The organism is Streptomyces malaysiensis subsp. malaysiensis, from assembly GCF_040653035.1.
GTDB classification, from domain to species: domain Bacteria; phylum Actinomycetota; class Actinomycetes; order Streptomycetales; family Streptomycetaceae; genus Streptomyces; species Streptomyces malaysiensis.
The window spans coordinates 75021-93367 of the sequence record NZ_JBEZNG010000019.1 but is presented as its reverse complement, the minus strand read 5'-3'; the positions used below and the strand labels follow the sequence as shown (position 1 = coordinate 93367).

Here is an 18347-nt window from a genome sequence, read left to right as displayed (position 1 = left end):
TAAGCCCATGATCGCCATGACCATCGCGCTTGTGCCCTCCCGGGGTGCGGACCACATCTGACCCCGGAGCGGACGGGCGCCTTCACCGGAGCGTGCCGTGACCGTGAATCAGAACGAACTGACCATGCGTCCGATCACCGGATGCGAAGAACTCGGCCTCTTCTCCCAACTGCCCTACACCCTCAACGAGGAACTGGCGGACGACCTTGCCACCGGGCGCCGACGTCCGGAATGGATGTGGGTCGCCCTTCACGGCGAGCGTCTGCTGGCCAGGGCCGCATGGTGGGGCCGGCCGGGAGATGACACACCCTTCCTTTTGGACATCTTCGACATCGACGACAGCAGCCCGGATCGCGATCGCGTGGACATCGGCGTGCGGTTGCTCCAGACCGCATTGGCCGAAGTCATCCCCGCAAACACCCGTCCACCCGAGTACAACCGTGTCGTCCCATCCGATTGGCGCGAGGACGACATGGCCAGGCATGTCGTCGAGGACCGCATGCTCGCCCTGGAGCGAACCGGCGCCCGCCTGCTCGTCGAACGGCTGCGCTTGGAGTGGCGTCCCGGGACGCCACTCCCCACGCCGAGACAGCGACTGGCGTTCCGGCCGGTCCGCGGCACCGAGGAAATCCTCGCCCTGATGACGCTGGTCCTGGATGGAACGCTGGACGCGCACAGCAGGGACGACCTGACCCGGATGTCCGCCCGCGAAGCGGCGATCAGACACTATGAGGACGAACTCGCGCACTTTCGGAGCCCACGGGACTGGTGGCGGATCGCGACACTGCCGGACGGCGAGCCGGTCGGGTTCGTCACCCCGGCCCGCAATGACTACAACCCCGTCATCGGCTACCTCGCCGTACTGCCCGAACACCGGGGCAACGGCTACATCGACGAGATCCTCGCCGAAGGCACCCGTATCCTCATCGCACAGGACGTCCCGCGCATCCGGGCGGCCACAGACCTCGGCAACACTCCCATGGCGAACGCCTTCCAGCGCGTCGGGTACGTCATTTTCGAACGCCAGATCACCATGACCTGGAGCTGACCCAGAAGGCCGCGGGTGTGCGGTGGTGCGGTGGCCGTTTGCGCGGGCGTGGTGCAAGGCAGCCGATCGGTCAGGTCTGCAAGGCGGGGAACGGGACGCCGGTCAGCCGCTCGCTTTCGCGCCACAGCCAGGCGCCCTGGTCCGGGCTGTCGGCCCGGGCGGGCAGGGGCACCGGCTTGGGGGTGCCGGAGGTCTGGTCGCGTCCGGCGGGGCCGATGAAGGTGCCGCTGACGGCCTCGGGGTGGGTCGCGGCATACAGAGAGGGCCAGGCGGCGCCGTCGGCGGTGCCCATCAGAGTGCGGGCGGCGAGGGCGACGAACAGGCGACCCATCCGTCCGCTGGAGGTGTGGCGCTGCAAGTTGGTGACGGCCGAGCCCGGGTGGACGACCAGGGCGCGGTGCGCGGTGCCGTCGAGGCGGCGGGCGAGTTCCCGGGTGAAGACGACATTGGCGCGCTTGGACTTGGCGTAGGCACCCATGGGGCGGTAGTGGCGTTCGCTCATCAGATCGTCGAGGTCACCGGAGCGCCAGGTGGCGGCGATGGCGCTGACGGTGACGACGCGGGCGGCCGTGGAGCGTGCCAGGGCGGGCATGAGGTGGGCGGTCAGGGCGAAGTGTCCGAAGTGGTTGGTGCCGACGGTGAGTTCGAGGCCGTCGCTGGTGGTGCGGCGCTCGGGGACGTCCATGACGCCGGCGTTGTTGATGAGGAGGTCAAGGGTCTCGGTCGCGGCGAGCGGGGCGGCCGCATCGCGGATCGCGGATAGATCGCCGAGGTCGAGCTCCACGGTCTCAAGCTGGGCGCCGGGTACGTCGGCGCGCAGGCGGCGGGCGGCCTCGGCCAGCGAGGCGGGGCGGCGCCCTGCGAGCAGGATACGGGCGCCGCGTTCGGCCAGGACCTGGGCGGTGCGGTAGCCGATGCCGCTGTTGGCGCCGGTGATGAGGGCGGTACGGCCGCCGAGCGAGGGGATGTCGGCGGGGGTCCAGCGGGGGACGGCCATGGGATACCTTCCTAAATGAATGTTCATTTACTAGCCTCAGCATGGGTGGCGGCGCGGCCGTTTGTCAAATGAACGTTCATTACGCGAGGGTGGGGCCATGGCAACGCGTGATCCTGACCGCAAGCGTCAGCAGCTGATGGAAGCGGCCCTGGCGGAGTTCGCCGAGTACGGGGTGGCGGGGGCTCGTGTGGACCGTCTCGCCAAGCGGGCCGGCATCAGCCCTGGCCTGGTGTATTCATTCTTCGCCGGTAAGGAGGGCCTGTTCGAGGCCGTCTATGAGGCGATCGTCGAGCAGACGGTGGGCGCGGTTCCCATCGACGCCGACGACCTGCCCGGCTATGCGGGCCGCCTGCACGATGCCGCCGCGCAGCATCCACAGGTCATGCGTTTTCTGTCGTGGTATGCGCTGGAGCGCGCCGAACGCGCCATGCCCGAGATCGTCGCCCGCTCGATGGCAGACAAGATCGCGGCCATCGAGGCGGCACAGCGGCGCGGCAGCGTCACGCGGGACAAGCCGGCCGGGGAGATCCTCGCCCTGGTGCTTGCGCTGGCGAACATGTGGCAGCAGCACACGGAGGACGTGCGTCATGTGGTCGCTCCCGAGCAGCGGCGCACCATGATCACCGACGCCGTGCGCCGCCTCATCACCCCACAAGAGCCCGCTGATGGCTGATATCGCCACGGCCCGGTGGGCGGAGCTGTCCGCGTGCGAGATCGCCTCGCTGGTCCGCGAGGGCCGCGGCACCGCACAGGCCATGACCGAAGCGGCCCTGCACGCCATCGCCGAGCGCGACGCGGGCGTTCGGGCCTTCACCGAGGTGTGGGCGGATACGGCCCGCGCCCACGCGGCCGAGGTACAGGCCCGCGTCGAGGCCGGAGAGCGGCTTCCGCTGGCCGGAGTCCCGATCGGCATCAAGGCCGGGGAAGGCACGGGCAGCGTCCAGTCACAGCGAATGATCGAAGCGGGCTGCGTTCCCGTCGGGGCGACCTCGGTTCCTGTGGTCTCCAACGCCGCCGGCTGGCAGACCTGGGGGCACACCGATCGCGGGCCGACCCTCAATCCGCTCAACCCGGCCTGGAGCCCGGGTGGTTCATCCGCCGGATCGGCGGCCGCGGTCGCCTCCGGCATGGTGCCGCTCGCCACGGGAAGCGACGGCGCCGGCTCGGTGCGCATCCCGGCGGCCTGGTGCGCCGTCTACGGGCTCAAGCCCACCAACGGCACCGTGCCCGCCCGCGACGCCGCCGGGCTGAACATCGCCGGACCTCTCGCCCGCGACGCCCAGGACCTGCGCGCCGCCTTCAAGGCTCTCGCCGGTGCCGACGCAGGCACGGGTACGCCGGTTCGGCGCCCGCTGCGCGCAGCCTGGTCCGCCACGCTGGGCATCGCCGACACCGACCCCGAGGTCGCCGCTCGCGTCCGCTCCTTCGTGGGCACCGCGTTCGGCGCGGACCGACTGCTCGTGGACGAGCCGGACATCCGTCTGCCCGATCCAGCGCCGTGCTGGATGGCGTTGCGCGGCCACCGAGCCGCCCCAGCCGAACAGGTCGAGGCCGTCCGCCGCGAGCTGCACACCGCCGTGGACGCTCTGTTCGGCGCTTACGACGTGCTGGCCACCCCCACCACCCCGCACCCGCCCCATGGCCACAGCGGGCCGGGCAACCGCATGAGCGTGGCCCTGACCTGGGCGTTCAACATCACCGGCCATCCCGCCGTCTCCCTTCCCGCCGGGCGCACCCCCGCAGGCGACGTGGTCGGCTTGCAGTTCATCGCCCGGCACGGCCGTGAGGCAGACCTGCTCGCGCTCGCCGAGACCTCCGGCCGCCGCCGCTGATATACGCGCGGCTCGACAGCCACCGCCGGGGCCAGGCCGAAGGGCCCGCGTGGCGGCGGGGCCACGGCCCCGCACCCCGGCCGCGGTCCACTGGACGACCGGGCGGCGCTCGCGCACACGGCTACCAGCCTGTCGGTCTTCACTTGCTCGCCGCGTCCCCCGGGTGCCGCGTGACCGGCGCCTCCCACAGGGCGGTGATCGCGTCGGCCAGGTCGGAGGCGGTGTCCTCCCAGTTGAGACGGGCCGTGGCAGAGCCCTCCGCGAGGGCCCGCTCGGTCTCGACACACATCTGCACGATCAGGTGACGGGCCATCAGCACCCGTACGGCGGTCACCTGGTGCGGCAGATCCGGAAGGAACCGGTCGAGGACGTTCCGCAACTGCTCCCGTGACGCGGAGACGAGGTCGTCTTCATTCATCATCACCTCGAAAAGCGCCGGGTCGGCCGACACCTGGGCGTTGAACCGGGCGAACCAGGAGGGGCTCCCCAGGGCGGCCATGTGCTCGGTGACGGGACGCACCGTGCAGGCCGCCCAGTCGCGGACGCAGGTGAAGTCGCCGGCCTCGGCCAGCACCCGGTCGCGGATCTCCGCGATGGCCTTCGCGTGCCGGCCGGCGATCGCCCGGACCAGGTCGGTCTTGGTGCCGAAGTGGTAGCCGACAGCGGCGGTGTTCCCCTGCCCCGCGGCGATGCTGATCTGACGGTTGGAGACCGTATGCACCCCGTGCTCGGCGAACAGCCGTTCCGCGGCGTCCAGGATCGCCGCCCGGGTCGCCTCGACCTGCGCCTCCCGGACCCCTCTGCCCGACATCGTCCGCCACCTCACCGGGACCGCGTACCGCATCCGCGACGGCCGGTCCCGAAACCGTCGCGGGTCCTCCACCGGGACGGCGGGAGGAGAGCACGACCAGCCTACTGACCAGGGACACCGTGGGCTGATCGCCAGCATGCTCCACCGCGTCCGAGGGCTCTGCTACAGTCGATTTAAATCAATCGACTGAGTTAAATTCAGCCCAGTCGGAGGACCGTCCGAAGCGCGCCAATGGCCAGGCGGTCCGCCATTCCCGCCATTCGGAGGCCCCTCGCCATGCCCGACGCCCTCGCCCAGCCCGTCAGAAGCGGAGAGCCCGCGCCGCCGAAACCGAACCTCGTCGTGGCGGTGCTGGCCTTCGCCGGGATCGTGGTCTCGCTGATGCAGACCGTGGTGATCCCGATCGTCCCCGAGCTGCCGACACTGCTGCACGCCGACGCCGCGGACGCCGCCTGGGCGATCACCGCCACCCTGCTGGCCGCCGCGGTCGCCACCCCGGTCGTCGGCCGCCTCGGCGATATGTACGGCAAGCGCCGCATGCTGCTCCTCAGCCTGGTCCTGCTGGTGGCCGGGGCCGTGCTGTGCGCGCTGTCCGACTCCCTGACGTCGATGATCGTCGGGCGGGTGCTCCAGGGCCTGGCCGCCGGTGTCATCCCGCTCGGCATCAGCATCATGCGCGATGAGCTGCCGGCCGAACGGCTCGGCACCGCCACCGCCATGATGAGCGCGTCCCTCGGTATCGGTGGCGCCCTCGGCCTGCCCGCCGCCGCGTTCATCGCCGACAACTTCCACTGGCACACGCTGTTCTGGGTCTCGGCCGCCATCGGCGCCCTCGGCACCTGTCTGGTCTTCGCCCTCGTCCCGGAGTCCGAGGTCCGCACGGGCGGCCGGTTCGACGCGGTGGGCGCCGTCGGGATGGCCGTGGGTCTGGTGTGTCTGCTGCTGGCGATCTCCAAGGGCGCCGACTGGGGCTGGGGCAGCGGCACCACGCTCGGCCTGTTCGCCGCGGCCGTCGTCGTGCTGGTGGGTTGGGGCTTCTTCGAGCTGCGGATCGCCGCACCTCTGGTCGACCTGCGCACCACCGCCCGCCGCCAGGTGCTGGTGACCAACATCGCCTCGATGTCCTTCGGCTTCTCGATGTTCGCGATGTCCCTCGTCCTTCCGCAGCTCCTGCAACTGCCCGAGGCGACCGGCTACGGGCTGGGCAGGTCGATGCTGACCGTCGGCCTGGTCATGGCCCCGCAGGGCCTGGTGATGATGGCCTGCGCGCCGGTGTCCGCGGCCCTTTCCGCCGCCAAGGGGCCGAAGACCACCCTGATGGCCGGAGCCCTGATAGTGGCGGCCGGATACGGCCTGAACATCGTGATGATGTCCCAGGTGTGGCAGCTCGTCCTGGTGTCCTGCGTCATCGGCGCCGGGGTGGGCTTCGCCTACGGTGCGATGCCCTCGCTGATCATGGGCGCGGTGGATCCCTCCGAGACGGCCGCCGCCAACAGCCTCAACACCCTGATGCGCTCCATCGGCACCTCCACCGCCAGCGCGGTCGCCGGGGTCATCCTGGCGCAGCTGACCACCGACTTCGCGGGCCACGCACTGCCCTCGGAGAACAGCTTCAAGATCGTCATGGCCATCGGCGCCGGAGCCTCCCTCCTCTCGTTCGTGGTGGCCTCGTTCATCCCCCGCCGGCGTCCGCTGCCCACCGCGGACCCGGCCGTCCACGAGACCGCCGAGCCGTCCGCGCTCGTGGATGTGCCCGCCCCCAAGGTCTAGCGCCCCGTAACCATCGACGGCCCCGTGCCCCTCCCCCGGCGCAGGCCACCGCGCCCCGGCGCCCGGAGGTGACCCGCGTCCTCGGACCGGAACACCCAACCCCCACCAGGAGGTCTCATATGAGCCGACACGACCCGGACATCCGTCTGCCGCTGACCGGCGACGGCCCGCTGGATCCCCCGGCCGAGTGGCAGCGGCTGCGCGAGCGGTGCCCGATGGCCACCGCCGAGCTCCCGAGCGGTGACAAGGCCACCTATCTGACCCGCTACGACGACGTCAAAAGCCTGCTGTCCGACGCCCGTTTCAGCCGCCCGACCGCCACGGACAACGCCGCCCGGATCGCCCCCGACGGCGCGGGCGGCCCGGCGGCCAACGGCGACACCTCGCTCGCCATCCCCGACCGGGGTGAGCCCCATCAGCGGTGGCGACGGCAGGTGGGCAAGTACCTCACCGCCAAGCGCATGACGGCGCTGCGCCCCGGCATGGTGAGCATCGCGGAGTCCCTCGTGGAGGACATGGTCGAGCACGGACAGCCCGCGGACCTCAAGGCCGCGGTCGGCTTCCCGTTCCCGGTCTATGTGATCTGCGATCTCCTGGGCGTGCCCGCCGAGGACCGGGACCGCTTCTCCTACTGGTCCGACGCGTTTCTGAACGTCTCCCGCTATACGACGGAGGAGACCCGGGCCGCGCACACCGAGCTCAACCAGTACATGGCCGCGCTCATCGCGGCCAAGCACACCGAGCCGGGCGAGGACCTGCTCAGCATGCTGATCGCGGAGAGCGCGGAAGAGGGCGAGGGGCTGTCCGACGACCAGTTGCTGCACACCGGGGTGGCGCTGCTCGTCGCCGGGCACGAGACCACCGCGAACATGATCGGCAAGATGGTCTCGATGCTGCTCGCCGACCGCACCCGGTGGGAGCGGCTGCTGGCCGACCCCTCCCTGGTGCGCACCGCGGTGGACGAAGCGCTGCGCTTCGACGCCAACCTGGGCTTCGGGCTGCGCCGCTACCTCGGTGAGGACGTCGACCTGGACGGCCGGATCCTGCCCGGCGGGACCACCGTGATCTGTAGCATGCCGGCCGCCAACCGTGATGAGCGGGTCTTCGCCGATCCGGACGAGATGGACCTCGGCCGCTCCCCGAATCCGCATCTGACCTTCGGCGCGGGGCCGCATTCCTGTCTCGGCCAGACCCTGGCCCGCTCCGAACTCCAGGTCGTCCTCGACGTCCTGCTGCGGAAGCTGCCGACACTCCATCTGACCGTGCCCGCACAGCAGTTGCAGCGTGTCGAGGGTCTGCTCGTCGGCGGCCTGCGCACGGTGCCCGTGGGCTGGTGAGCCACCCCGGAAACACTCCGCCGACGAGACGAGCGGGACACGACCGCGGAAAGCGAGAAATGACATGAAGGTCCATGTGGACGAGGCCAAGTGCTGTGGCGCCGGTCAGTGCGTGCTGATCGCACCGGAGGTGTTCGACCAGCGGGATGAGGACGGCATCGTCGTCCTGCTCACCCCCGAGCCCGCCGAGGACCAGCGGTCCGACGTCCGGGAAGCGGCGGCCGTGTGCCCCGCGGCCGCGATCACACTCGACGAGGATCCGTCGTAGGACGTGGTTCCGCGCCGCGCGTCGAGCGGCGCGCATGCCCGCACCGCCCCGCACAAGGGGCGGTGCGGGTGATCAGCCGCCGTCACGGGAAGCCGTATCCACCCCGCGATGGCCGCACCGGCTTCCTGCCGCCCGTTCCGTACGGACGCCGGTGGCCACGGCCGGATGGGTGTCGTCGGCGCGGTATCCGAGCCGGTCGGTGACCGCGACCACGCCTTCGAGGTCCCCGCACAGTCGCACCAGGACGGAAGCCGTACTCCTGCGCTCCACGACGCCGCTGAGGGACACCTCTCCCTCGTCGACCCGCACCTCGAGCGCGTCCCGGGGCAAGCCCAGCGAACGGGCCATCACCTCGCGCCGGATGTCCTCGGCGATCGCCCGGTCGCGGCGGAGGAAGCCCCGGAGCAGGTCGCCGCGGCCGACGATGCCCACCGTACGCCCGGCCTCGTCGACCACCACGAGATGGTCGACACCCCGTCGGCCCATCACCCGGGCGGCCTCGCACACCGTCCACTCCGGTGCGGCGCATACGGCGGGGCTCCTCATGAGTCCGGCCGCGTCCTTCACCCGGCTGTCGCGCTCGGCGTCCGGCGACGGCCGCGCGGTGAGCGCCCAGCCGCCCGGGACGTCCTTGCCCGCCGCGTCGCTCAGCAGATCGGCATCGGAGACCACCCCCAGCGGCCTGTTCCGATCGTCGAGTACGGGCACGGCGGTGAGATCGTGCTCGACGAGCACGTTGAGGATCTCCTTGAACGACGCGTCAGGCCGCACATGGACGACGGCCGTCGTCATGACCTGCCCCACGGTTCGGTGTGTCATCGCCGCACCACGGTTCCCTTCCGGAAGAACATGGAAAGCGGAGGCCGGGCTCGGCCTCCTCTCCTCTCCACTGTGGGCTGGTGGCGCGGCACCCGGCGTGGGTCGACGGGCCCCGCCGGGGCGCCGACCGGCCCACAAGTCCGGCGCGGCCCGGGTCGGCTCGGCTCGGGTGGCGGACTCCGCCCCCTCCGGGAAGGCGGAGTCGTCCGTACCGACTTGGCCCCCTGTCCGTGTCCGTCCGCGCGTGGTCGGGCGGACACGGACATGGGGCCGGTCGGCCGAGTCCATGGGACCTGGGGCCCATCCCGCCCCGCCCTCCGCGCCGAGATGGTGGAAGCGCGTCCCCGAAGGAGGTCCGCACCATGCCCCGTACCGTCACCGTCGGCCTGGACGGTTCGCCCGAGAGCTTCGCCGCGGCCGACTGGGCGGCCCGCGAGGCCCTGCGCCGCGAACTGCCACTGCGCCTCGTCCACGCGCTGGACTGGCACTCGTTCACCTACGCGCCACTCACCGGAACCGCATCGCTGACCCGGTGGGCCGAGCGCCTGCCGCGCGACACCGCGGCGCGGCTGCGGCGTGACCACCCGGATCTGCGGATCGTCCATGAACAGGTCGCCCGGGAACCGGTGCCCTCGCTGCTGGCGGCCACCGAGAGCTCCGAGCTGCTGGTGCTCGGCTCCCGGGGCCTGAGCAGGGTGACCGGCATTCTGGTCGGCTCCCCGTCGTCCTGGTCCGGGCCGGTGCGGCCGACGAGGACGAACACCGGACCGGCTCGGCCGCCACCGCATCCCGGCCCCGCGCGCACGGCGATATCGTACTGGGGCTCGACCTTCGGCGGCCCGCCGCGGAAGTGCTCGAGTTCGCGTTCGGCGCCGCCGCCCGGCAGGCAGTGGCACTGCGCGTCATCCACGCATGGAGCCCACCCTCCGCCTCCGGCTATACGGCCCCCTTCGACACCGGGCGGTCGGCTCAGGTCGCGAGCGAGCTGACCGACGTACTCCGCCCCTGGCGGACGAAGTTCCCCGGCGTCGAGGTGAGCCAGCAGATCGTGGCCGGCCGCCCCGCGGAGCACCTGGTGGACGCCTCGGCCGACGCCGCGCTGGTGGTCGTCGGCCGCTTCACCCGCGGTCCCAGGACCGGCCCGCGCATCGGTCCGGTCACCCACTCCGTACTGCACCGCTCCCCCGCGCCGGTGGCGGTGATCGCGCACGGCTGACGACCGCCGAGCGATGAATCCGCCCGGCGCGGAACACCCGCTGCCCACCCCCTTACACACGGAGGTACCTGTCATGCTTCGCCCCGTCGTCGTCGGGCTCGACGGCTCCCCCGAGAGTTTCGCCGCGGCCAACTGGGCCGCCCGTGAGGCCCTGCGCCGCGAACTGCCGCTGCACCTGGTGCACGCGTGGCTCTGGCAACCCGTCGATGTGCCCGCCCCGGACAGCGAGGACACCGTGAGGCACTGGGCGCGGCGCATCCTGCGCGACGCCGAGAAGGAGCTGAGGGGCCACTACCCGGACCTTCCGCTCACCGCCGAGCAGGTACCCGCCACGGCCGTCACGGCGCTGCTGGAACGGGCGGAGAGCGCCGAGATGCTGGTGCTCGGCTCGCGCGGGCTCAGCGGCCTGGCCGGTTTCCTGCTCGGCTCCGTCGGCCAGCAGGTCCTCGCCCGGGCGACATGCCCGGTGGTGATGGTGCGGGCGAATGAGCAGTCCGCCACCGAGCTGCCCGGCGACGAGGTCGCCGTCGCGCTCAGCAACCTGGCGAAAGCCCCCGGGTCGCTGCTGGACTTCGCCTTCGCCGCGGCGTCCGCACGCGGGTCGACGTTGCGCGCCGTGCACGTCTGCAAGCTGCCGGCGTCCGACTACGGGTACGGCATCGCCGCGGGACCCATCGGCTACCTGGACGGTGATCTGGAGGGCCGGCTGAACCGGGAACTCGACAAGGCCCTGGAACCGTGGCGGGAGAAGTACCCGCGGGTCACGGTGGAACGCACGATCGATCTCGCGTTCGTGGCCGGGTCGGTGCTGCGGGCCGCGTCCGGGGCCGGACTGCTGGTGGTCGGCCGCCGGACGCGCCGTTCCGCCCTGGGCACGCATATCGGCCCCGTCACCAACGCGGTGCTCCACCACTCCACCGTGCCGGTGGCCGTCGTACCGCATGACTGAAAGCCGGTTCCGGGCGCCGGGCCGGGTCCTCGGCCGCCGCGGTCAGCCCCGGCGGCCGGATATGTCGTCGCCGTTCTCGTCGGTGACCACGACATCGATCCCCTTGGCGCGGAACGGGTCGAGATCGGCGTCGGTGGCCGAGTCGTCGGTGACCAGTGTCCACTTCGGAGGCATCGGAGCCCAGGCGTGGAACGGCCGACGGCCGATCTTGGTGGCATGCACGAGCAGGTAGACACGGTCGCTGCGGCGCGTCATCAGCTCCTTGAGCCGGGTTTGCCGGATGTCGGCCTCGCAGATGCCGTCCTCCGCGGTGACCCCGTCCGCGCCGAGGAACACCCGGTCGAAGGTGCGGCGTTCCAGTGCGGTTTCGGCGAGGGGGCCGATGAAACTCTGGCTCCGCGGCCGAAGGTGGCCGCCAAGGCACTCCACGGTCACCCCGTCGGCCGAGGCGAGCTCCTGCAAAGCCGTCATACCGGCGGTCACCACGGTCAGCTCGGGGCCGTGCCGCAGCTCATGGGCGAGCGCGCCCGTGGTGGTGCCGGCGTCGAGCAGCACCGTCTCCCCCGCGCCGATCCGGCGCGCGGCCCAGCGCGCGATGGACCGCTTTGCCTCGAACTCCTCGCCGACCCGCTGGCGGAGGCTGGCCTCGGGGTGTGCGACGAGCGCCATCGCGCCGCCGTAGGTGCGGGCCAGGGCGCCCGCGCCTTCGAGCTGCGCGAGATCACGTCGGATGGTCGACGCGGTGACTCCGAATTGCGCGGAGAGCTCCTCCACGTTGGTCAGTCCCGTGGTGGTGGCCAGCCGGACAATGGCCTGCCTGCGGAGTTCGGAGTCGCGGGGCACTCGGTGTCCCTTCATCCGGTGGCACCCGGCGCCAGGTCCGCGGCCTGGCGCAGCGCCTCGATCATGCTGCCCACCTCGGCCGCTCCGGTTCCCGCGATATCGAAGGCGGTGCCGTGGTCCACCGATGTGCGGATCACGGGCAGCCCCACGGTGATGTTGACGCCCGCTTCGATGCCGAGCACCTTCACCGGCCCGTGGCCCTGGTCGTGGTACATGGCCACGATCAGGTCGTAGTCTCCGCGGCCGGCGAGGAAGAACGCGGTGTCGGCGGGCAGCGGGCCACGTGCGTCGATACCGTCGGCGCGCAGTTTCTCCAGTGCGGGCTGGATCTTCGTCTCCTCCTCACCGGCGCCGAACAGGCCGTTCTCCCCGGCGTGCGGGTTGATCCCGCAGACTCCGATGACGGGCGTGCCGACTCCCGAGGCGCGCATTGCCTGGTGGCCGCGACGCACGGTCCGCTCGACGAGGCCGGGATCAATCCTGGCGATGGCGTCGATCAGGCCGATGTGGGTGGTCACGTGGATGACCTTGACCTTGGGTGTCGACAACATCATCGACACCTCCTCGGTACCGGTCAGCGCCGCGAGCAGCTCTGTATGCCCGGGGTAGATATGCCCGGCCGCGTGCAGCGCCTCCTTGTTCAACGGCGCCGTGCAGATGGCCTGCACCTCGCGCGCGACCGCGAGCTCGGCCGCGACACGCACATACTGGTAGGCCGCTTCGCCCGCGGCCGGGCTCAGTTTCCCCCACTCCAGGCCGTCGGGTAGCAGACCGAGGTCGATGACGTCGATCCGGCCGGGTGTGAACCGGGCCCGTGCCACCGATTCGACGGCCGCCACCTCGACGCTCGCACCTCGCGCCAGGGCGGCCTCGCGCAGCCGGCGGGCGTCCCCGATGACGAGGGGACGGCACCGTTCGTACACGGCCGCGTCGGCGAGCGCGCCGACCACGACCTCGGGGCCGATTCCGGCTCCGTCCCCCATCGTGACGGCTATGACGGGCAAGGGCGATTTCACTGCTCCTCCTGAGGATCAGGCTGGTGAAGCCGGTCGGCGATCATGAGCGGGCTGTCCGGGCCACCGTGGCCGCCGGGCCGGGCCATGAGGTCGATCACCTGCGCGCTCGAATTCCGCGTGGAACGCGCAAGTTCAACCGTGTCGGCGCCAACGGCCAGAGCCGTCCCCACAGCGCCGCCGAGGTCGTCACACAAGGCTGAACCCATGAAATCCGCGGATCTCACGCACACCTCCCCACGACCCATTTTGCGTGAAACACGCTATCGGCATTGCGCATTGCGTGCAAGAGTGCCAGAGTGCGCAGCCACAGGTGCTCCTACGGCGAAGGCGCCGACGAGCAACGGAGGGTTCCACATGCGGACAGCAACGCCACAGACGGCACAGATATCCCGACGAACACTGCTCAAGGCATTGAGCGTCACCGGAGGCGCGATGGCTATGGGCGGCCTTGCCGGTTGTGCGAGTCCCACGGGCGGTCCGCCGCCCGGTTCGGTGACCCTCGGACTGAACCGTTCACTCGTCTCACTCGACAACAAGCTCAATCAGTTCGACGCGGCGGTCACCGTGCAGCGCGCGGTGCGCCAGGGACTGACCCGGATCGGTGCCGATCTCACCCCGGTGCCCGTACTCGCGGATCGATTCGAGCTCACCGCCCCGACGCAGTGGACGGTGCGGCTGCGTGAGGGCATCCGCTACTCCGACGGCAGCCCCGTGCGCATCAAGGACGTCAGCACCGCGCTCACGATGTACCGGCAGGTCAGCGGCTCCTACATCGCCGGGTTCTTCCCCGAGTGGCCGACGGTCGTACCGGTGGACGAGCGAACGTTCACGCTGGAGACCAAGCGCCCGCTGCCGGTGCTCGACTACCTGATGGCCAACATCCTCCTGACGCCCGCCTCGGCGAACGTGCCCGAGGAACTCCAGTCCGGCGTCGGCTCCGGCCCCTACGTGGTCACCGCGTCGAACCGCGGCACCGGCGAGTACACCTTGCGCCGCAACAACAACTACTGGGGCAGGCCCGCGCGCGTGAAGCAGGTGCAGGTGCGGTTCGTGCCCGAGGAGTCCAACCGGGTGGTGGGACTCCGCTCGGGTGAGATCGACATCATTGACACCATCACTCCCGACTCGGCCGATCAGCTGAGCGGGCAGCCGGATGTGGCGTTCGAGCGGGTCCGCGGTACCCGGATCAACCAGCTCTTCTACAACTTCCGCAAGCCGGACGGCCATCCGCTGTCCAAGGCGTCGGTCCGCCAGGCACTCTCGCTGGCCGTGAACGGCAAGCGGCTTGCCGACGAGGTCCTGGCCGGCTCCGCGCAGCCCGCTGTCGGGCCGGTGGCGCAGACGCTCAACGGCGCGGTGCCCTGCGGCACCTACGACTACGACCCCCGCCGGGCCAAGCAGATGCTGGAGGCCGAGGGCATCGCCGACGGCGATCTGCGGCTCACGCTGATCTGGGAGACGGGCGAGTTCGCGGGCGACACCAGTGTGATGGAGGCCGTGGTGCAGATGCTCGGCGATATCGGCGTCCGTGTGAGGCTGCGGCAGTTCGAGCCGGGCGGCAACATCTCCGAGTGGCGCCAGGGCCGGGCGGGCGACTGGGACATCCTCGGCAACGGTTACGCCTCCCCCGTCGGTGCGGCGCTGCCGATCCTGCAAGGGATGTACGGCGGCACACCGGAACGCGAACGCACCCGCGACACCTACCAGGGCTATATCAACCGCGAGGTGCTCACACTGCTCGACAAGGCCTACGCCGAGGTGGACGCCGAGCGACGGCAGAAGACCACCGCCCGCATCCAGCAGGTGGTGTGGGACTCGTGGCCGAGCATGTGGGCGTTCGTGCCGAACTCGGTGCTGGCCTACCGGACCCGCGTCGCCGATGTGTCGTTGGAAGCGACCAACTCCTACCAGCTCGCGCGCATCGGTCTGGAGGCGTGAGGTGATCACTTACGTCCTCAAGCGACTCGGTCAAAGCGCATTCGTCGTGCTGCTCACGGTCTCCACCGTGTTCGTGCTGATCCGGATGGCGCCGGGTGACCCGGCCACCGCCTTGGCCGGGCCGAATGCGACCGCCGCGGATCTCGCCAAGATCCGCACCCAGCTCGGGCTGGACGGCTCGATCCTCTCGCAGTACCTGACCTTCCTCGAGCGTCTGTTCACCGGCGACCTCGGCACGTCGTACTCGTTCCGCGCACCCGCGTTCGACGTGGTGATCGACCGGTTGCCCTACACGATCACGCTCGCGCTGGCCGCGGTCGCGCTCACCGCCGTGATCGCTCTGCCACTGGGCATCTGGATGTCCCGCCGCGCCGACACCGGCCGCGAGATGGGCGCCAACATCGTGACGATCGCCGCGCAGTCGATGCCCGAGTTCTGGAGCGGCATCATGCTGCTCACCGTCTTCTCCGTGCTCCTGCCGGTGCTGCCCTCCTCCGGGTTCACCACGTGGCCGGGGCTGGTGCTGCCCGCGACCACCATCGCGCTGCTCCAGGTCGCGCTCATCTCACGGCTCGTGCGCCGCGAGATGGTGAGCAACCTGACCTCGCCCTACCTCACGGTCGCCCGCGCACACGGCATCCCGGAACGCAGACTCGTCTGGGGCTACGCCCTCACCAACTCCGCGATCCCCGTGCTCACCGCCCTCGGCACCCGGTTCGCGGCGATGCTCAACGGCGTCGTCGTGGTGGAGGTCGTGTTCAACTGGCCCGGCGTCGGCTCGCTCGTGGTGCGCGCGCTGGAGACCCGCGACTACCCGCTGATCCAGGCGACGGTCCTCGTCACCGCCGCACTCGCGATCCTCGTCCAGCTCCTCATTGACCTGATGTACCCGCTGCTCGATCCACGGATCCGCCTCGGAAAGGCCACGGCGCGATGACCATCACAGAACCCACGGAGACCGGGAAACGCCCCAGCCGCATCACCGCCGCCCAGCTGCGCGATGCCGGAGCCACCCGTCGTCCCCGCATGGCACGTGTCAAAATCCGCATCGGCGCGATCCTCACCGCGCTGGTGGTACTGCCGGTGGCGCTGGCCGGTCTGCTGCCCCTGCCCGGCTCCACCGAGCAGGACCTCGGCTCACGCCGACTGCCGCCGCTCACCGACGGCCACCTGTTCGGAACCGACCAGCTCGGCAGGGACCTGCTGGCACGGGTCCTCGACGGCGGGCAGGTGTCGATCCTCATCGGTGTGCTCGCCGTGCTCGTGTCCGGGCTGATCGGCCTCACCGCCGGTGCCGCGGCAGGCTACTTCGGCGGCTGGTGCGACGCGGTCATCAGCCGCCTGCTCGAAGCCCAGATGTCATTGCCCCTGCTGATGATGCTGCTGCTCGTCGTGGCACTGTTCGGCCCATCGGTGCCGGTGATCACAACGGTCATCGCCATCGCACAGTGGCCCGAGGTCGCCAGGCTGACCCGCTCGATGGTGCTCGTCGAGCGCGAGAAGCCGTACGTGGACGCGGCCCGCACGCTCGGCCTGTCCCACCGCGGCGTGCTGTTCCGCCACCTCGTGCCCAATGTGGTCCGGCAGACCAGCCTCGTCGTGCTCCTGCTCCTGGCGCAGGCGGTACTGCTGGAAAGCGCGCTGAGCTACCTCGGCGCCGGCCCGGAGCGGCCGTTCGCCACCTGGGGACGGCTGATCTCGGACGGTCAGGACTACGTCACCACCTCGTGGTGGCTCGTCACACTGCCCGGTCTGGTCATCGTGCTGCTGGTGGTGGGCGTGAACCTGCTCGGCGACGGGCTGCGGGACACGGTCAGGGGTACCAAGAAGGGAGTGGCGGCATGAGCAGTGTGCTGGAGGTCGAGGACCTACAGATCGAGCTGATCACCGAACACGGCGTGGTCCGCGCCGTCGACGGGATCTCGCTGCACGTCGACCCCGGCGAGACGGTGACGTTGATCGGCGAGTCCGGTTCCGGCAAGTCGACCACGGCGATGGGGCTGCTCCGGCTCCTGCCACCGGACCTGGCCGTGCTCTCGGGCAGGGCGGTGCTCGCCGGGCACGATGTGATCGCCGACCCGGCCGCGATCAGCGGCCTGCGCGGACGCGTCGTGGGGCTCATCCCGCAGGACCCGATGACCGCTCTGAGCCCGGTGCACACGGTCGGCAGGCGGCTGACCGAGCTGGTTCGCCTGCGAGTCGGGGGAACCAGCCGCCACCAGGCCCGGCTGATGGCGAGGGAACTGCTGGAGCGGGTGCACGTACCCGACCCCGAACGGGTGCTCGGCCACTACCCCCACCAGCTCTCCGGCGGACTGCAACAGCGGGTGCTGATCGCATGCGCGCTCGCGGGCGAGCCCGAGCTGCTGGTGGCCGACGAACCGACCAGCGCTCTCGACGTCACCGTCCAGGCGGGCGTGCTCGACCTGCTCATGGAGCTGCAAGAACGCACTGGCGTCGCGATCTTGATGATCACCCACGACCTCGGCGTGGCCCGGCTCGTGTCCGACCGCGTGCACGTGATGCGCGCGGGCCGGTTCGTGGAGAGCGGCGACGTGGAGCGGGTGGTGACAGCGCCGACGCACCCCTACTCGAAGCAACTGCTCGCCGCCGTACCGCGGCTGGTACACAAGGAGATGCCCGCGTGAGCGAGACACCGATCCTGTCCGTCGAGGACCTGGTGGTGGAATTCCCCGGCAGCGGCAAGACGAGGTTCCGCGCCGTCTCCGGTGTGGGATTCAGCCTGGAAAAGGGGCGCACCGTCGGCATCGTCGGCGAGTCCGGCTGCGGCAAGAGCACCATCGCACGCAGCATCGTCCGCTTGCAGCGGCCGACGTCCGGCCGCATCCTGCTCGACGGCACCGACATCTCCCGGCTGTCCGAACGCCGGCTGCGGCCGCTGCGCGCCCGCGTACAGATGATTTTCCAGGACCCGTACGCGTCGCTCGACCCGAGGCTCACCGCGGGCGAGATCGTGGCAGAGCCGCTGAAGCTGCGCGGAACGCGCGACTCGGTCCAGCGCAGAAAGCAGGCGCTCGCGCTGCTGGAGCGGGTCGAGCTGCCGAAGACCGCGCTCGACCGGCTACCTGCCGAGTTCTCCGGCGGGCAGCGCCAGCGCATCGGCATCGCCAGGGCGCTCGCGTGCCGGCCCGACGTGTTGGTGTGCGACGAAGCGACCAGCGCACTCGACGTCTCGGTACAGGCACAGGTGCTGGCGCTGCTCAAGGACATCCAGGCGGACACCGGCGTGGCCTACGTGGTGATCTCGCACAACCTCGGCGTGGTGCACGAGCTCAGCGACGACGTGCTCGTCCTGCGCCGGGGCGAGATGGTGGAGTACGGGCCCGCCGACCGGGTGCTGACCGAACCCGCATCCGCCTACACCCGCGCGCTGCGCGACGCCGCACTGGATCCGGCGGCCATGACCGGCCGCAAACCCCGGCATCTGCTCGCCGGCATCGGCGCCAGAGCAACGGAAAGGAACACATGACCGGCACACCCGG

Annotated in this window: 19 protein-coding genes and 1 pseudogene; 14 read left to right on the top strand and 6 right to left on the bottom strand. The window is 70.7% G+C overall.

Annotated elements, in window-relative coordinates; all coding sequences use genetic code 11:
• Window positions 1-124 precede the first annotated feature (124 nt).
• Window positions 125-1048, top strand: a complete 924-nt coding sequence (locus AB0E24_RS31020; RefSeq protein ID WP_430541451.1) for a GNAT family N-acetyltransferase — start codon at window positions 125-127, stop codon at window positions 1046-1048.
• A gap of 70 nt (window positions 1049-1118) precedes the next feature.
• Here AB0E24_RS31020 and AB0E24_RS31015 read toward each other — a convergent pair whose 3' ends face one another.
• Window positions 1119-2045, bottom strand: a complete 927-nt coding sequence (locus AB0E24_RS31015) for an oxidoreductase (protein ID WP_359381961.1) — start codon at window positions 2043-2045, stop codon at window positions 1119-1121.
• Window positions 2046-2142: 97 nt separating this feature from the next.
• Here AB0E24_RS31015 and AB0E24_RS31010 point away from each other — a divergent pair, with 97 nt between their 5' ends.
• Together AB0E24_RS31010 and AB0E24_RS31005 are read left to right on the top strand one after the other, a co-directional pair.
• Window positions 2143-2718 carry a TetR/AcrR family transcriptional regulator gene (locus tag AB0E24_RS31010; RefSeq protein ID WP_359381959.1) on the top strand — a complete coding sequence of 192 codons (576 nt, stop codon included), beginning with the start codon at window positions 2143-2145 and terminating at the stop codon, window positions 2716-2718.
• Window positions 2711-3877: an amidase gene (locus AB0E24_RS31005; protein WP_359381956.1), complete on the top strand. Its 1167-nt coding sequence runs from the start codon at window positions 2711-2713 to the stop codon at window positions 3875-3877. The genes AB0E24_RS31010 and AB0E24_RS31005 overlap by 8 nt, the downstream gene beginning before the upstream one ends.
• Before the next feature lie 139 nt (window positions 3878-4016).
• Here the strand turns inward: AB0E24_RS31005 and AB0E24_RS31000 are convergent, their stop codons facing one another.
• Window positions 4017-4688 carry a TetR/AcrR family transcriptional regulator gene (locus tag AB0E24_RS31000; protein WP_359381953.1) on the bottom strand — a complete coding sequence of 224 codons (672 nt, stop codon included), beginning with the start codon at window positions 4686-4688 and terminating at the stop codon, window positions 4017-4019.
• A gap of 276 nt (window positions 4689-4964) precedes the next feature.
• On the opposite strand from AB0E24_RS31000, the gene AB0E24_RS30995 reads away from it, so the two are divergent.
• The 3 genes from AB0E24_RS30995 (at window position 4965) to AB0E24_RS30985 (ending at window position 8063) form a co-directional block, all read left to right on the top strand.
• A complete protein-coding gene (locus AB0E24_RS30995; protein ID WP_069868393.1) occupies window positions 4965-6458 on the top strand; it encodes an MFS transporter in 1494 nt (497 codons plus the stop codon).
• Between the two features lie 119 nt (window positions 6459-6577).
• Window positions 6578-7795, top strand: a complete 1218-nt coding sequence (locus tag AB0E24_RS30990) for a cytochrome P450 (protein ID WP_359381949.1) — start codon at window positions 6578-6580, stop codon at window positions 7793-7795.
• A gap of 64 nt (window positions 7796-7859) precedes the next feature.
• Window positions 7860-8063, top strand: a complete 204-nt coding sequence (locus AB0E24_RS30985) for a ferredoxin (protein WP_069868397.1) — start codon at window positions 7860-7862, stop codon at window positions 8061-8063.
• A gap of 72 nt (window positions 8064-8135) precedes the next feature.
• Here AB0E24_RS30985 and AB0E24_RS30980 read toward each other — a convergent pair whose 3' ends face one another.
• Entirely contained in the window at window positions 8136-8882 is a 747-nt protein-coding gene (locus AB0E24_RS30980) for a CBS domain-containing protein (protein ID WP_359381945.1), read from the bottom strand.
• 362 nt (window positions 8883-9244) lie between these two features.
• Here AB0E24_RS30980 and AB0E24_RS30975 point away from each other — a divergent pair.
• The 3 genes and pseudogenes from AB0E24_RS30975 to AB0E24_RS30965 all read left to right on the top strand — a co-directional run.
• Window positions 9245-9547, top strand: a pseudogene (locus AB0E24_RS30975) (universal stress protein); the annotation flags it as partial.
• Window positions 9548-9732: 185 nt separating this feature from the next.
• Window positions 9733-10098 (top strand): universal stress protein, encoded by a 366-nt coding sequence (locus AB0E24_RS30970; protein WP_359381942.1) that lies wholly within the window; start codon window positions 9733-9735, stop codon window positions 10096-10098.
• A 73-nt stretch (window positions 10099-10171) separates the two neighbouring features.
• Complete coding sequence (locus AB0E24_RS30965) at window positions 10172-11047, top strand: universal stress protein (protein ID WP_102936143.1); 876 nt, start codon at window positions 10172-10174, stop codon at window positions 11045-11047.
• 42 nt (window positions 11048-11089) lie between these two features.
• On the opposite strand, the gene AB0E24_RS30960 is transcribed toward AB0E24_RS30965, so the two are convergent.
• The 3 genes from AB0E24_RS30960 to AB0E24_RS30950 are packed head-to-tail and all read right to left on the bottom strand — an operon-like array spanning window position 11090 to window position 13130.
• Complete coding sequence (locus AB0E24_RS30960) at window positions 11090-11905, bottom strand: DeoR/GlpR family DNA-binding transcription regulator (RefSeq protein ID WP_174884194.1); 816 nt, start codon at window positions 11903-11905, stop codon at window positions 11090-11092.
• Window positions 11902-12906: a 4-hydroxythreonine-4-phosphate dehydrogenase PdxA gene (pdxA, locus tag AB0E24_RS30955; protein ID WP_231981120.1), complete on the bottom strand. Its 1005-nt coding sequence runs from the start codon at window positions 12904-12906 to the stop codon at window positions 11902-11904. The genes AB0E24_RS30960 and pdxA overlap by 4 nt, the downstream gene beginning before the upstream one ends.
• Window positions 12903-13130 carry a hypothetical protein gene (locus AB0E24_RS30950; RefSeq protein WP_069868410.1) on the bottom strand — a complete coding sequence of 76 codons (228 nt, stop codon included), beginning with the start codon at window positions 13128-13130 and terminating at the stop codon, window positions 12903-12905. Before AB0E24_RS30950 ends, pdxA begins: the two co-directional genes overlap by 4 nt.
• A gap of 130 nt (window positions 13131-13260) precedes the next feature.
• On the opposite strand from AB0E24_RS30950, the gene AB0E24_RS30945 reads away from it, so the two are divergent.
• From AB0E24_RS30945 to AB0E24_RS30925, 5 genes are read left to right on the top strand one after another with little or no spacing between them, the layout of a single operon-like run.
• On the top strand, window positions 13261-14844 hold the full coding sequence (locus tag AB0E24_RS30945) for an ABC transporter substrate-binding protein (protein ID WP_069868412.1): 1584 nt from the start codon (window positions 13261-13263) through the stop codon (window positions 14842-14844).
• A 1-nt stretch (window position 14845) separates the two neighbouring features.
• On the top strand, window positions 14846-15781 hold the full coding sequence (locus tag AB0E24_RS30940) for an ABC transporter permease (RefSeq protein WP_069868414.1): 936 nt from the start codon (window positions 14846-14848) through the stop codon (window positions 15779-15781).
• Window positions 15778-16689 (top strand): ABC transporter permease, encoded by a 912-nt coding sequence (locus tag AB0E24_RS30935; RefSeq protein WP_069868416.1) that lies wholly within the window; start codon window positions 15778-15780, stop codon window positions 16687-16689. Before AB0E24_RS30940 ends, AB0E24_RS30935 begins: the two co-directional genes overlap by 4 nt.
• Window positions 16686-17492, top strand: coding sequence for an ABC transporter ATP-binding protein (locus AB0E24_RS30930; protein ID WP_069868418.1), 807 nt, complete (start codon window positions 16686-16688; stop codon window positions 17490-17492). The genes AB0E24_RS30935 and AB0E24_RS30930 overlap by 4 nt, the downstream gene beginning before the upstream one ends.
• Window positions 17489-18334: an ABC transporter ATP-binding protein gene (locus AB0E24_RS30925; protein ID WP_069868420.1), complete on the top strand. Its 846-nt coding sequence runs from the start codon at window positions 17489-17491 to the stop codon at window positions 18332-18334. Before AB0E24_RS30930 ends, AB0E24_RS30925 begins: the two co-directional genes overlap by 4 nt.
• Window positions 18335-18347 lie beyond the last annotated feature (13 nt).

Bases quoted from the DNA above. Each gene is read 5' to 3' on its own strand.
- AB0E24_RS31020 (WP_430541451.1), top strand. From the start codon at position 125: ATGCGTCCGATCACCGGATGCGAAGAACTCGGCCTCTTCTCCCAACTG.
- AB0E24_RS31015 (WP_359381961.1), bottom strand. From the start codon at position 2,045: ATGGCCGTCCCCCGCTGGACCCCCGCCGACATCCCCTCGCTCGGCGGC.
- AB0E24_RS31010 (WP_359381959.1), top strand. From the start codon at position 2,143: ATGGCAACGCGTGATCCTGACCGCAAGCGTCAGCAGCTGATGGAAGCG.
- AB0E24_RS31005 (WP_359381956.1), top strand. From the start codon at position 2,711: ATGGCTGATATCGCCACGGCCCGGTGGGCGGAGCTGTCCGCGTGCGAG.
- AB0E24_RS31000 (WP_359381953.1), bottom strand. From the start codon at position 4,688: ATGTCGGGCAGAGGGGTCCGGGAGGCGCAGGTCGAGGCGACCCGGGCG.
- AB0E24_RS30995 (WP_069868393.1), top strand. From the start codon at position 4,965: ATGCCCGACGCCCTCGCCCAGCCCGTCAGAAGCGGAGAGCCCGCGCCG.
- AB0E24_RS30990 (WP_359381949.1), top strand. From the start codon at position 6,578: ATGAGCCGACACGACCCGGACATCCGTCTGCCGCTGACCGGCGACGGC.
- AB0E24_RS30985 (WP_069868397.1), top strand. From the start codon at position 7,860: ATGAAGGTCCATGTGGACGAGGCCAAGTGCTGTGGCGCCGGTCAGTGC.
- AB0E24_RS30980 (WP_359381945.1), bottom strand. From the start codon at position 8,882: ATGACACACCGAACCGTGGGGCAGGTCATGACGACGGCCGTCGTCCAT.
- AB0E24_RS30965 (WP_102936143.1), top strand. From the start codon at position 10,172: ATGCTTCGCCCCGTCGTCGTCGGGCTCGACGGCTCCCCCGAGAGTTTC.
- AB0E24_RS30960 (WP_174884194.1), bottom strand. From the start codon at position 11,905: ATGAAGGGACACCGAGTGCCCCGCGACTCCGAACTCCGCAGGCAGGCC.
- AB0E24_RS30945 (WP_069868412.1), top strand. From the start codon at position 13,261: ATGCGGACAGCAACGCCACAGACGGCACAGATATCCCGACGAACACTG.
- AB0E24_RS30935 (WP_069868416.1), top strand. From the start codon at position 15,778: ATGACCATCACAGAACCCACGGAGACCGGGAAACGCCCCAGCCGCATC.
- AB0E24_RS30930 (WP_069868418.1), top strand. From the start codon at position 16,686: ATGAGCAGTGTGCTGGAGGTCGAGGACCTACAGATCGAGCTGATCACC.